The following is a 13220-nucleotide window of genomic DNA, read 5'->3' as shown; positions in this document are numbered from 1 at the left end:
TTTTGCCTTGCAGAAATCGGAAATAAAGGCCAAAATTTGTAAGTCTCTTTTCCTATTTTGACAAAAATGGACCGGCTGCTCCAACTCGAAGTTTTCTCCAAAACCGCCGAACTCGGCAGCCTGTCCAAGGCGGCCGAGACCCTGCGGATGTCGAACGCAGCCGCCAGCCGGCATCTCAGCGCGCTGGAGGAGCGGCTTGCGGTCCGGCTGATCGAGCGCAACACCCGCCGTCAGTGGTTGACCGAGGCAGGGCAGGAACTCCTGCAACGCTGCAGTACGCTCCTGAACGAACTCGCCGAGGCCGAGGATGCCGTCTCCGATCGCGCGCTCTCGCCGAAGGGCATGCTGCGCGTGACGAGCTCGCTATCCTTCGCGATGATCTATTTGGCACCGATGCTGCCCGCGTTTCGCGCGCTCTATCCTGATCTGAGCGTCCAGATCATCAGCGCCAACCGTTATCTGGACTTCATCGAAGCCGGCATCGACGTCGCGATCCGCACGCGCGAGCAGGAGCCCGATTCCAACATCGTCGTCCGCCGTATCGGCCAGATGCATCGCGTGCTCGCGGCAGCTCCCTCCTATCTGGAGAAGCACGGCCAGCCAGAGCATCCCTCCGATCTCGCGCGCCACAACATGCTGATCTACAACCTCGCCAACGATCCCTATTCGCTGCGGCTCAGTCAGGGCAGCGCGGCGCACACCGTCCGGATCGCGCCGACGCTCGACAGCAATGACGGCCAGATCATCTGTGGTGCCGCGCGCGCAGGGCTCGGCATCCTGATTCAGCCGCTTTACATCGTGCAGGGCGATATCGCGGCCGGCCGGCTGGTGCCTGTCCTGCGGGACTGGCAGCTACCGCTGCTCACCATGAACATCGCCTATCAAAATCGTGTCAGGCTGCCCGCCAAGATCAGGGTGTTCTCCGACTTCCTGGTCAGCCACATCCGCGAGCATTCCGAGCCGGGGATCTGGATCGACGCGGCGAAGTAACGGGAACGCCCATGTATCTCGGCATCGATCTCGGCACCTCCGCAGTCAAGACCGTTCTCGTCGACGATGCCCAGCGCGTGGTTGCAAGCGAAAGCCGGCCGCTGACGATCAACTCACCGCAATCGGGCTATTTCGAGCAGGATCCCGCACAGTGGATCGATGCGGCCTTTGCCACGCTCGATGCCCTGAAGGCATCGCATGCCCTCGAGCTGGCCGCGGTCGAAGGCATCGGACTGTCCGGCCAGATGCACGGCGCCACGCTGCTCGACGCGAGCGGAAAGCCGCTCCAGCCCTGCATCCTCTGGAACGACGGCCGCGCCGCCGCGGAGTGTCGTGTCCTGGAGCAGCGCTGGCCAGCCTTGCGTGCGGTGACGGGCAACAAGGCGATGCCGGGATTCACCGCGCCAAAACTGCTCTGGATCGCGACGCACGAGCCCGATATCTTCGCCGCGACAAAACTCGTGCTGCAGCCAAAGGCGTATTTGCGCCTGGTGCTGTCAGGTGAGGCCATCGAGGACGTCTCGGATGCGTCGGGATCTCTCTGGCTCGACGCCGCGCGCCGCGACTGGTCGGACGCAGCGCTGGCCGCGACCGGCCTGTCGCGCGAACACATGCCGCGTCTGGTCGAGGGCTGCGCGCCTGCAACGACACTGCGCGGCGAGCTCGCGCAGCGCTGGGGCATGACCAGGCCGCCGATCATCGCAGGCGGCGCCGGCGATAATCCGGCAGGCGCCGTCGGCATCGGCGCGATCCATCCCGGAACCGCGTTCGTGTCGCTGGGAACCTCGGGTGCGCTACTCGTGCCGACCGGCACGATCGCCGCCAATCCGGACCGCGCGGTGCACACGTTTTGTCACGCCATTCCCGGAATGTGGATCCACGCCGGCGCGATCCTGTCGGCCGCCTCCTGCCTTGCCTGGTCCGCGCGCCTGTTCGGCGTCACCGAAGCGGAGCTGCTGGCGCCACTGGGATCGCGTCCGCGGGCGCCGTCGCCGGTGAGCTTCCTGCCTTATCTCGCCGGCGAGCGGACGCCGCATGACGATCCCGGTGCGCGCGGCATGCTCGATGGCTTGAGCCATGTCACCGATCGCGCAGCGATCGTGCAGGCCGTGCTCGAAGGCGTTGCCTTCGCGCTAGCCGATTGCCGCGACGTGCTCGCGGAGGCTGGTGTCACGATTGCCGAAGCCGATGTCATCGGCGGCGGTTCGCGATCAGAGTTCTGGCTCTCGGTGCTGGCGAGCGTGCTGAATGTTCCGATCCACCGCTTTGCCGGCGGCGAGACCGGCGCGGCGTTCGGTGCGGCGAGATTGGGGCGGCTTGCTGTCACGGGTGAGGCAGTCGAAACCGTGTGCACGCGACCGCAGCGCATCGAGACGTTCGAACCTGACGCCGGGCTGACGGATGCCTATGCCGAGCGGCTTCCCGCCTGGCGCGAACTGTATCGTCCTTGCCACTAGCGCCGCCACGATGCTGCGTTCCCCATTGTTCGGTATTGCCCTGGCATCCGGCGTTTTGTTTAATGCGTGAGCCGCGCTGACACTGAGATCGAGACGCGGGTAGGAAACGCATTGTGCGCCGGGAGGCACGATGAACGATCCGATCCTCGAGATGCGCGGGGTCTCAAAGTCCTTCTTCGGCATCAAGGCGCTGCGGGCCGTCGATCTCACCGTCCATGCCGGCGAGATCCATGCCTTGATGGGGGAGAACGGCGCCGGCAAGTCGACGCTGATGAAGATCCTGTCCGGCGCCTACAGGCCCGATCCCGGAGGCGAGATCCGCATCGAGGGGCAGCCGGTGCGGATCGAAGGTCCGCTCGGCGGCCGCGCGGCGGGCATCTCGATCATCTATCAGGAACTGTCGCTCGCTCCCAATCTGAGTGTTGCCGAGAATATCTATCTGGGGCGGGAGATATCGCGGAAAGGTCTGCTGGCGCGCGGGGCCATGCGGGATGGCGTCGGCCATATCCTGAAGCGGCTCGGCGCAGACTTCCTGCCGTCGACGCTGGTGGCGCATCTCTCCATGGGGCAACGACAACTGGTCGAGATCGCCCGCGCGCTGCACGCAAGATCGAAGATCCTGATCATGGACGAGCCGACCACCGCGTTGTCGGCGGGCGAGAGTGCGCGGCTGTTTGCGCTGATCCGCCAGCTCCGCGCCGAGGGGCTCGCCATCATCTACATCTCGCATCGCATGGACGAGGTCTATGCGCTTGGCGACCGCGTCACCGTGCTGCGCGACGGCCGGCTGGTCGGCTCGCTCGACAAGCCCGAGATCCGTGCCGACACCATCGTGCGAATGATGGTGGGACGTGACGTCTCCTCGTTCTACAAGAAGGACCATGATCCGGACGCGGGGCGGGGACATCCCGTGCTCGCCGCGATCGACATGGCGGACGGACGGCGCGTGAAAGGCTGCTCGCTGACCGTGCATGCGGGCGAGGTGGTCGGGCTCGCTGGTCTCATCGGCGCCGGACGCACCGAGCTTGCGCATCTCATCATCGGCGCGCTGCCGAAGACCTCCGGCCGGCTCGAGCTGGAGGGACAGCCGGTCGAGATTCGCAACCCAGGCGAGGCGCTCGAGGCGGGGATTGCCTATCTGACCGAGGACCGCAAGGCGCTCGGCCTGTTTCTCGACATGTCGTGTCTGGACAACATCAACCTCGCTGTGCTCGGCCGCGATGCCAAGCTCGGCTGGTTCCTGGATCGCGACAAGGCGCGCGAGCGCGCCGACCGGGCTTTCGCGGGCCTCAGCATCCGTGCCGCCAATGTCGGTGTGCCCGCAGGCGGCCTGTCCGGCGGCAACCAGCAGAAGCTGCTGCTGTCGCGGCTTCTCGCCATCGCGCCGAAAGTCCTGATCCTCGACGAGCCGACGCGGGGCGTCGATGTCGGCGCCAAGTCGGAGATCTATTCGATCATCGACAATCTGGCCAAGGCCGGCACAGCGATCCTCGTCATCTCGTCCGATCTCCCTGAAATCATCGGCATCTGCGACCGTGTCGTCGTGATGCGTGCCGGACACATTGCCGGCGAGGTGACGCGCGGCCCCAATTCGCCGCTGACGCAAGAAGACATCATGGCGCTTGCCACGGGGATGGAGCATCTCGATGCCTGACAATGGTGCTGCGGAGGTCCAGTCCGCCCCGACGGCGACCAACGGTGCCGCGGCAGAGACGCGGCGCCAGCGGGTGAGGGTGCTGATCAGCGCGCTCGGCATGCTGCCGGTGCTGCTCATTCTCTGCATCGGCTTTCACATGTTGTCCGAAGGACGTTTCTTCACCGGACAAAATCTCGGCATCGTGCTGCAGCAGGCGGCCGTGAACACCGTGCTCGCCGCAGGCATGACCTTCGTCATCCTCACCGGCGGCATCGACCTTTCGGTCGGCTCGATCCTGGCGGCATCCGCGATGGCGGGGTTGACGCTTTCCAAATTTCCGGAGCTCGGGATGCTGTGGTTGCCGGCTTCGGTGCTCACCGGCCTCGGCTTCGGCATCGCCAACGGTGCTCTGATCGCGCTGCTTCGCCTGCCGCCTTTCATCGTGACGCTCGGCTCGCTCACCGCGGTGCGGGGCCTCGCGCGCCTGCTCGGGGCCGACACCACCGTGTTCAATCCCTCCATTCCCTACGCCTTCATCGGCAATGGTTCGCTGACGCTCATTCCTGGCGTCGCTTCGATCCCGTGGCTCTCGGTGATCGCCTTGCTGGTCATCCTGCTCTCGTGGGTGGTGCTGCGCCGGACCGTGCTCGGCGTGCACATCTATGCGGTGGGCGGCAACGAGAGCGCGGCGCGGCTTGCCGGCATCAAGGTCTGGGCGGTGCTGATCTTCGTTTACGGTGTCTCGGGTCTGTTCGCCGGGCTCGGCGGCGCCATGCAGGCGGCGCGGCTCTATGCGGCCAACGGCCTGCAACTCGGCCAGTCCTACGAGCTTGATGCGATCACGGCCGTGATCCTCGGCGGTACCTCGTTCGTCGGCGGCATCGGCTCGATCTGGGGCACGCTGGTCGGCGCGCTGATCATCGCCGTGCTGTCGAACGGCCTCATCCTCGTCGGTGTCTCCGACATCTGGCAGTACGTGATCAAGGGGCTCGTCATCATCGGTGCCGTCGCGCTCGATCGTTACCGGCTGCAGGGATCCGCCAGAACCTGAGGGCGGCGGCGCGCCCGCTCGATGCAAATTCCGTTGCGGCAACTGGTCTGCCGTGCCGGGGACGAAGACAGACCAGGGAGGAAGTCCATGTTGAAGACGATCATGCTCGCGGGCGCCGCGACGGCGCTCGCCCTGACCACCGCGCCATCCTTCGCCAAGGACCTCAAGTCGATCGGCGTCTCGCTGGGATCGATGGGAAACCCGTTCTTCGTCGCGCTGTCGAAGGGCGCCGAGTTCGAGGCGAAGAAGACCAATCCCAACGTGAAGATCACGACGGTGGGCTTCGAATACGATCTCGGCAAGCAGGTCACCCAGATCGACAATTTCATCGCCGCCGGCGTCGACCTGATCCTCCTGAACCCCGGCGATCCCAAGGCGATCGGGCCGGCGATCAAGAAGGCGCAAGCCGCGGGCATCGTCGTCGTTGCGGTCGATACCGCGGCCGAAGGCGCCGATGCCACCGTGACCACGAACAATGTGCAGGCCGGCGAAATCTCCTGCCAGTACATCGTGGACAAGCTCGGCGGCAAGGGCGAGGTCATCATCGAGAACGGCCCGCAGGTGTCCGCGGTGATCGACCGCGTCGTCGGCTGCAAGAACGTCTTGTCGAAGAACGCCGGCATCAAGGTGTTGTCCAGCGACCAGGATGCCAAGGGCTCGCGTGAAGGTGGCCTCACCGTCGCGCAGGGTTATCTGACCCGCTTCCCCAAGATCGACGCCATCTTCGCCATCAACGATCCGCAGGCGATCGGCACCGACCTTGCCGCGCGCCAGCAGAACCGCACCGGCATCATCATCACGGCGGTCGACGGCGCGCCGGATATCGAGGCGGCGCTGAAGGATCCGCAGTCGCCGCAGATCCAGGCGTCCGCATCGCAGGACCCCTTCTTCATGGCGCGGCGGGCCGTGCAGGTCGGCGTCGGCATCCTCAATGGCCAGAAGCCGGCTTCGACCGTCGAGTTGCTGCCGTCCAAGCTCGTCACCCGGGACAACATCGCCGAGTACAAGGGCTGGACCTCGGATCGCTCGCAGTAGACGCGGCGTCTCTGGTCCGCAGATGCGAAAATAGCGGGCGGCGTCCTGAATGACGCCGCCCGATTGCGCCATGGCGCCGATCGCCGTCCGAGCGCGCGAGGCCGCCTGTGTGCTAGCTTCGCGCAACCTCGGTCGGTCGAATCGGAAGCAGATCTCGTGAAAGCCAAAACAGCCGGCACCACGTCCGGCACAGCGTGGCGGCATGCCAATATCGGTCGCTTGCTCAACAACGCCGTGCGGCGCTTCGAAGGGCGCGTGCTCGAGTTGATGAGCGAGCGGGGGCACGACGAGACGCGCATCGCGCATGTCAGCCTGACGCGGAATCTCGACGTCGAGGGGACGCGTCTCACCGAACTGGCACGCCGCGCCTCCATGAGCAAGCAGGCGATGGGGGAACTGGTCGATCAATGTGCCGAACTCGGTCTCGTCGATCGCATTGCCGATCCGACCGACGGGCGGGCGCGTATCGTCAAGTTCACGCCGGCCGGCCGCAAATGGCTCGACGCGTTCCGCGATGCCGTCGATGTCGCCGAGCAGGAGATGCGCGCAGAGCTCGGCAAGGCCGCGATGGAGGCGATCCTGAAGGGGCTGGCGGTCTATGGCGCGAGGTTCGATACGCTCGACGATGCGGATTAGTCAGGTTACTTGACGATATCGTCAAGCCTCCTTACCATGTAGGATATTGCTGGTGGGGAGACACGCCTTGGAAACACGTCTGACGGCCGCGGTACTCATCGTGGGCGGCGGCCCTTGCGGGCTGATGCTGGCCAACGAGCTCGGCCGCCGTGGTGTGTCCGCGATCGTGGTCGATGAGAAGCCCGGCACCGCTTTCAATCCGCAGGCTAACGCGACGCAGGCGCGCTCGATGGAGCACTATCGGCGGTTGGGCTTTGCCGATGAAATCCGGCGTGAGGGCCTGCCGGCGGACTATCCGACCGACGTTGCGTATTTCACGCGCTATGCCGGCTACGAGCTGGCGCGATTTGCGCTGCCGTCATCGTCGCGCGCGGGCGATCTGATCAAGGGGATGTCGGGCTCCTGGAGCGCGGCAGAGCTGCCGCATCGCGTCTCCCAGAAATATGTGGAGGCCGTGCTGCGCCGGCATGCCGAACGGCTTGCCGGCATCAAGCTCAATTACGGCCATCGTCTCGTCGGTTACGTCGAAAACGACGATGGCATCCTGGGCGAGGTCGAATGTCTCGATGATGGCAGGCGCCTTCAGGTCCAGGCCGACTTCCTGGTCGGCGCCGACGGGCCGCGCTCGATGGTGCGGCAATCGCTCGGCATCGTCTATGGCGGCGAGACCGGGACGCAGCGCGATTTCATGGGCGGCCGCATGCTGGCGGTGTATCTCCGCGCGCCGGACTTCTATGCGAGCATCCCGCACGCCAAAGCGTGGATGTACAATTGCTTCAATGGCGATCGCCGCGCCTTCATGGCCTCCGTGAACGGGCGCGACGAATTCGCGTTTCACACGCAGCTTCGGCCGGGCGAAGACGAGAGCGCAATCGGGATCAACGAGGCCAAGGCGGCGTTCCAGCGTGCCTGCGGTGCGCCGATCGACTGCGAGGTGCTCTCGTTTCTGACCTGGACCGCGGGGCACGCCCTGGTCGCGAACGGGATGCAGCGGGGCAGGGTGTTCCTCGGCGGCGACGCCGCGCATCTGTTCACGCCGACCGGCGGGCTCGGTTACAACACCGCGATCGAGGATGCGGTCAATCTCGGCTGGAAGCTCGCCAGCGTGGTCAAGGGGCTGAGCCCGGCGACGCTGCTCGACAGCTACGAGATCGAGCGGCGTCCGGTGGCGCTGCGCAACACCGGCTATGCCCGGCGCTTTGCCGATTCCCTTGGTCTGTTCGCGCCGGCGCCAGAGATCGAGGATGCCACGGACGAGGGCCGCGAGGCGCGGCGGACGGCAGGCGTCTATCTCGAGCAGCACGCCCGTGCGGAGTTCAACATCCCCGGTGTGACCTTCGGCGGGCGCTATGACGGCTCGCCGATCATCGTCTCCGATGGCACCCAGCCGCCGCCCGATACTGCGAACGTCTACGTTCCCAGCGCCTGTCCCGGCGGCCGCGCACCGCATGCGTGGCTGGACGACGGCGTGTCCCTGTACGATTTGCTCGGGTTCGAATGGACGCTGCTGCAGTTCGGTGAGTTTGCTTCCGCTGCGATCGCTGACGCGGTCCGTGCGCTCGGCGTCGACGTGAAGCTCGTCACGCTGCCGGCATCGCTGCGTGACCTCTACGAGGCAGACCTCGCCTTGATACGTCCCGACCAGATCGTGGCGTGGCGCGGCAGCGCCTCACAAGCAGGGGCAATCGGGCATGTGCTTGCCCGTGCGCTCGGACATGGCGCGAGCGACGCCGCGCGGTCGAGCGAGATTTGAGCCATCCGCGTTAGCGGGCGGTACTCGGACTGGTGCGTGGAGAGGGAACGGTCGACGGAAATCTGCTCGCGAGAGCGCGGGTCTTGGGTTGCACGTGCGATCCGTCGATCACCTCGAGCCGCCCGCAGCGGTTCAGGGTGTGGAGCTTCCGGCCGGGCCACACCGGCCCGGGGCGCAGGGAATGGCGCACGATCTGCCTGAACGTCGTCGGCGACAGTTCGACCACTTCCGCCAGCGCGAGCGCCGCGCCATATCCGTCGCTGCAGTTCTGGACCGGGCGCCACAGTTTGTCGTTGATCGTGACGAAATTCCCTGCCGGCCGCGTGCTGGCACGGTCGATCAGGACCGGGTTGCTGGCGTGCGGCAGCCAGGGGCCGTGCAGATGGTCGGCGTAGTAGATCGCCAGCGAATCCGAGTAGCCGCCGGCGCCGTCGCGCCAGGCGCCGAACAGATAATGCAGGCCGTTGTGCTGCGTGATCGTGACGTCGGCGAGCTCAAGGCCTGAGAGCAGCGTCGTGTGTCGTTCCCATTTGTCGGGGAACCGGACGCATTTGTAGAGAGCGACGTCCCCGTGGATCGAGCTCTCGGGGATCATCCACAACTCGCCGCCGTCTTCGATCAGAAACGGGTAGGAGAGATGCCAGGGCTCTTCCAGCACCGGCAGGACCTCGCCGACCGGCCCGGTGTCTCCGAACTCGATCGTCGAAATGATGCCCTTGCCGACACGGTGATCGAGATCCTCGAAGAAGACGAATGTTCGTCCCTGCCAGGTGATCGGGAAGGGGTCCGCGTAGAAGCGATGGCCGGGATCTGGAAGAACGTGCCAGGCCGGTCCGGACAGATCACCCGTCTGCCACACACCTGCGCCTTCGTTGAAGCGCCAGCCGACATGCCAATGTGGGGCATAGCAGCAGAGGCGGTAGATCTCCTTGGCGATGGAAACGGCGAGGCCGCGGGTGACATAACCGACGGGGCCACGGCGCGGGATGGTCGCGGCCGGACGCGCCAGGTCCGGCAGCAGGCGCGGCCTTCCCGACAGGATCGCCGCCACCATGGTCAGGGTCCGCGCCATCACGGTTTCGAGCGCGCCGCTCAGGCCGGCGGCAATTTCTCCGGAGGGATGGCCGCGATCGATCGTGGAGCCGTCGACCTCGTTGACGATGTCGATGACCGGCAGGTCGCCGGCCAGGATGGCGGCGAGCGCGGCGTTCTCGCCCGCGACGCCATTGAACAGCGGGCGCAGATACAGTTTCGCGGAGCTATTCGGATCGCGCGCGGCGCCGGTGAAGTCGACGATCACGTCAGCCGTCGCGGTGCTCGCCCGCGCCGGTTCCGGAATGATGGTGAGCCTGTTGGCGCCGCTGTGCTGGCCCTTGTGCAGCACCAGGCGTTCGAGCTCGAACAGGGCGTCGAGACCCGCCGGCCGCGGCTCGGTCGTCGCAGTCCACGCGATTTGAACCGGAACGTCCCGGTCGTCGATCAACAGCGTATCGCGGGCCATCCATCGCCGCGCGTACTCACGTTCACAGCGAAACTCGATGATCATGTCGAGCCCATCTATTCCAATCGTCTGGTCAGGTGACCTGGCCGAGAATTCGAACGTATTCCTCCACCATGGCATCTACCGAATAGCGCAGTCGCAGGCCTTTGGCGTTTTGTCGCAGCTCGTCGCTCAGATGTTGGTCCGTCACCAGCCGGGAGACGGCCGCCGACAGTTTCGCGTGATCGGCCGCATCGACGAAGAGGGCCGTCGGCTTTCCTTCGTACGACAACACTTCGCGCAGGACGGGAAGATCGGTGACGACCGAGGGAACACCGGCGTTCGCAGCTTCGACCGCAGCGAGGCCAAACGTCTCCGCCTGGGTCGGGAACACGAACACGTCCAGGCAGGCGAGAAAGTCCGCCATTCGGCTCGGCGGAATTTCCCCGAGCAGATGCAGCCTGTCCGTGACCTTCAATTCGTCTGCAAGCTGCCTCAGCCGGGCTTCGTCTGCGCCCTGGCCGGCGAGGGCGAGGTGCCAGTCTGGTTGATCCGGCAGCAGGCGTATCGCCGCATCGAGCCGCTTGTGCGGATGCAGCCTAGCCGCGCAGCCGAGCAGGACGCGATCGGGTGGCAGGTTGAATTTCTCCCGCGCAGCCGCCTTCGACAGGATGAGTGCTTTGTCATCGAAGCCATGGGGCACATGCACCATGCGCGACCGATAGGCTGCGGGATAGCGCGAATACTCGCGCTCCATGTCCTTCGAATTGAGTGTGATGCGGTTGAAAAAGCCGACGCTGCCCATGACGATGTCGGCGGTGCGGACCGGCCAGCTCATCGCCAACGCGGATGACACCTGATTGGCGATGACGGGGGCGCGGCTGACGAGGCGCGTTACGCCGGCACCGATGACGTTGCCGAAATGCTGGAATGTCAGCACGGCGTCGGGCCTGACTGTCCTGATATGACTACCGAGTGTCCACAGCATCCGCAGCAGCGCCAGCGGATTGCCCGGGCGGCTCGGCGCGCAGTAGAGCGTATCGGGCGGCTCGTCGAACGAATCCGATTTGCGGAAGAAGAAGAGGTTGGTGACGCGGTAGCCGCGCGCGGTCAGCCCGGCGCCGAGCAGTCTCGAAATTTCCTGCGCGCCGGCGTTCTCGGCCTGGGTCTGCGCGAGAAGCACGTGCAGCTTTCGTCCACTGCCGTTCGGCCGCGCGGTTGATGTCGCGGTCGTCTCGCCCAGTTCCTTGTTCGGCTGATAGTGGAGCACGAATCCCGACCCGCTAAAGAAACGAATTCTTCACCTTCTTAACTCCGTACCTATCATGCGGACATCGCGTGGACACCGACTAGAAACAAACGGAGTTAATGCAGGGCTCGGCGACCAAGATCGTTCGCGCAGCCTTTTCACCGGTTCCCGAATCACGAGCTGGAAGCGCGTTAACCAATCGGATCTGCGCGGTGCAGACGCTTTGCCGGGGCCTGCGGAGCGATTCTGCGGTGGGCGCCTATTCACCGGGGTCGGCGCCGCGAACGGCATAATTGCCGCGCTTGAGTGCACCGAAGCGCAAGAGCACGAGGATTGAAGGATCCACGCCGGTTCGCCGGCGACAGAGCACGTTCAGGGCAATGGTTGCCAGCGCCAGCGACACCGTGGCCGAAATCGCCGCGCCCAGCAGGCCGAGCCAGGGGATGAGAATGAGAAATCCCGCCAGACGCAGCGCGACGTTGGCCGCCACGACCGGAACATAGATCCGCTCATGGCCGGTCAACTGCAGGATCGCGGCGGACGGGCCGCCCGCGGCCTGGATGGCGGTTCCGATTGCAAGCACGATCAGGACCGAATGCTGCTCGGTGAAATGAGGCCCGAACAGGCTGAGCAGATAGGGCCCCCCGATCCAGACCGTGGCGAGGCCCGCGGCCACGCAAAGCGCGGTCACTTCCGCCATCAACCGCAGAGTTCGCTCGAACTCCGGCTGGTTCTTGCTGAAATACAGCGACGGAAGCCTGCGCGCGCCGAACGTGTACAGCGCCGCGGACACCATGGCGAAGATGTTGGCGAGACGCGAGGCGGCAAAATAGATTCCGGCCGTCGTAGGGTCCAGCATCCAGTAAACCAGGATGACGTCGAAATACTGGTTTGCGACCTCGAGGATAGATGCGAGCCAGAAGTGCAGGGCGCTCGAGCGCCAGCGGGACGTTTCCGAACGCGCCGCCGTGCCGCGCAAATCAGGCAGCACGCGCGCGATCGAAATGATCTGCGCAGCGAGGCCGACCGACATGGCCACGGTCATGACCGCAAAAAGCTCGGCGGGATCGAGTTGCCGGTGAGCGAGCAGCATGACGAGCAGGAAGAGGACGACGAGGACCCGCCAGAAGAACTCGCGATTTCCCTCGCCCATGAGAATGCTGACCAGCGAGCGAGCAATCTGACTGCCGAGCATCACGCCGGCATTCACGGCCGTGTAGGCCGACACCGCGAGGATGAGCACCCACCAGTCGCCTCGCGCGTTCGCCGCGATGGCGATACCGACGATCACGATCAGCATGGCGGCCGAGGCAAGCCTGGAGCTCGACAGCAGGACGCCCTTGATGAGGTCCGGCCGGTTGCCGACCTGATACTCGTTCAGGAAGCGGACCAGCAACGATTCCTGCCCGACTAGTCCCACGACGGCTGCGATCTGGGCAACCGAAAGCCACGTCGCAAAGATGCCGAAGCCGTCAGGCGACATCGTTCGCGCCGCCAGCGAAAACAGCGCGAACGCGAGCCCGCCGCTGCCAACCTTGAGAAGGATGGTTCCGACGACACCTCGCGTAACGTCACGCCGCAACAACTGGAGAATGAATTCGATCATGGAAATCTAAGGAGCTGCTCTTTCCTGAAGAGACATGTTCCGGTTACGGACGACAACCTAGCATGCCGAAAAACCCCGAGTGTTAATGGGGCATCTCGGCGGCAATGACGATGCTGCGACGACGCCGGTTGCTTCACTGTGGAACATCGTCGTCCCCATTGTCCCAAATCAAGCGAGGTTCAGCTCGAACCGGCTGACGGCGTAGCGCCGCAACGACGGGCTGAAAGGCAGGATCAGCCGTTTCAATGCGGAAAGGCACGACTGGATCGGCGCGCCGCGCTGCCGGAAACGGCAATTTACGGGGAATCCCGAGCAAGAGACGTGCCG

10 protein-coding genes are annotated in these 13220 nt (G+C 65.1%); 7 read left to right on the top strand and 3 right to left on the bottom strand.

Annotated elements, in window-relative coordinates:
• Positions 1-66 precede the first annotated feature (66 nt).
• From QRQ56_RS11805 to QRQ56_RS11775, 7 genes are all read left to right on the top strand, one after another.
• Positions 67-990 (top strand): LysR substrate-binding domain-containing protein, encoded by a 924-nt coding sequence (locus QRQ56_RS11805; RefSeq protein ID WP_438739953.1) that lies wholly within the window; start codon positions 67-69, stop codon positions 988-990.
• Between the two features lie 11 nt (positions 991-1001).
• A complete protein-coding gene (gene xylB / locus QRQ56_RS11800) occupies positions 1002-2447 on the top strand; it encodes a xylulokinase (RefSeq protein WP_438739951.1) in 1446 nt (481 codons plus the stop codon).
• Positions 2448-2577: 130 nt separating this feature from the next.
• Entirely contained in the window at positions 2578-4101 is a 1524-nt protein-coding gene (locus QRQ56_RS11795; protein ID WP_438739950.1) for a sugar ABC transporter ATP-binding protein, read from the top strand.
• Complete coding sequence (locus QRQ56_RS11790) at positions 4094-5134, top strand: ABC transporter permease subunit (RefSeq protein ID WP_438739949.1); 1041 nt, start codon at positions 4094-4096, stop codon at positions 5132-5134. Before QRQ56_RS11795 ends, QRQ56_RS11790 begins: the two co-directional genes overlap by 8 nt.
• An 87-nt stretch (positions 5135-5221) precedes the next feature.
• Complete coding sequence (locus QRQ56_RS11785; RefSeq protein ID WP_438739947.1) at positions 5222-6169, top strand: ABC transporter substrate-binding protein; 948 nt, start codon at positions 5222-5224, stop codon at positions 6167-6169.
• Positions 6170-6325: 156 nt separating this feature from the next.
• Positions 6326-6805 (top strand): MarR family winged helix-turn-helix transcriptional regulator, encoded by a 480-nt coding sequence (locus QRQ56_RS11780; RefSeq protein WP_438739946.1) that lies wholly within the window; start codon positions 6326-6328, stop codon positions 6803-6805.
• Between the two features lie 67 nt (positions 6806-6872).
• Positions 6873-8558, top strand: coding sequence for an FAD-dependent oxidoreductase (locus tag QRQ56_RS11775; RefSeq protein WP_438739945.1), 1686 nt, complete (start codon positions 6873-6875; stop codon positions 8556-8558).
• A gap of 10 nt (positions 8559-8568) precedes the next feature.
• Here the strand turns inward: QRQ56_RS11775 and QRQ56_RS11770 are convergent, their stop codons facing one another.
• The 3 genes from QRQ56_RS11770 to QRQ56_RS11760 form a co-directional block, all read right to left on the bottom strand.
• On the bottom strand, positions 8569-10104 hold the full coding sequence (locus tag QRQ56_RS11770) for a glucosamine inositolphosphorylceramide transferase family protein (RefSeq protein ID WP_438739944.1): 1536 nt from the start codon (positions 10102-10104) through the stop codon (positions 8569-8571).
• Positions 10105-10132: 28 nt separating this feature from the next.
• On the bottom strand, positions 10133-11308 hold the full coding sequence (locus QRQ56_RS11765; RefSeq protein ID WP_438739943.1) for a glycosyltransferase family 4 protein: 1176 nt from the start codon (positions 11306-11308) through the stop codon (positions 10133-10135).
• A gap of 238 nt (positions 11309-11546) precedes the next feature.
• The gene (locus QRQ56_RS11760; protein ID WP_438739942.1) at positions 11547-12893 is read right to left on the bottom strand and encodes a lipopolysaccharide biosynthesis protein; all 1347 of its coding nucleotides are present in this window, start codon (positions 12891-12893) and stop codon (positions 11547-11549) included.
• Positions 12894-13220: the final 327 nt, after the last annotated feature.

It is taken from the genome of Bradyrhizobium sp. U531 (assembly GCF_051710265.1).
Lineage (GTDB): Bacteria > Pseudomonadota > Alphaproteobacteria > Rhizobiales > Xanthobacteraceae > Bradyrhizobium.
The sequence above is the reverse complement of the archived record's forward strand: the minus strand, read 5'-3'. Positions and strand labels throughout refer to the sequence as shown.

Coding starts and splice junctions, on each gene's coding strand:
- QRQ56_RS11785 (WP_438739947.1), top strand. CDS start 5,222: ATGTTGAAGACGATCATGCTCGCGGGCGCCGCGACGGCGCTCGCCCTG.
- QRQ56_RS11795 (WP_438739950.1), top strand. CDS start 2,578: ATGAACGATCCGATCCTCGAGATGCGCGGGGTCTCAAAGTCCTTCTTC.
- QRQ56_RS11770 (WP_438739944.1), bottom strand. CDS start 10,104: ATGATCATCGAGTTTCGCTGTGAACGTGAGTACGCGCGGCGATGGATG.
- QRQ56_RS11760 (WP_438739942.1), bottom strand. CDS start 12,893: ATGATCGAATTCATTCTCCAGTTGTTGCGGCGTGACGTTACGCGAGGT.
- QRQ56_RS11790 (WP_438739949.1), top strand. CDS start 4,094: ATGCCTGACAATGGTGCTGCGGAGGTCCAGTCCGCCCCGACGGCGACC.
- xylB (WP_438739951.1), top strand. CDS start 1,002: ATGTATCTCGGCATCGATCTCGGCACCTCCGCAGTCAAGACCGTTCTC.
- QRQ56_RS11805 (WP_438739953.1), top strand. CDS start 67: ATGGACCGGCTGCTCCAACTCGAAGTTTTCTCCAAAACCGCCGAACTC.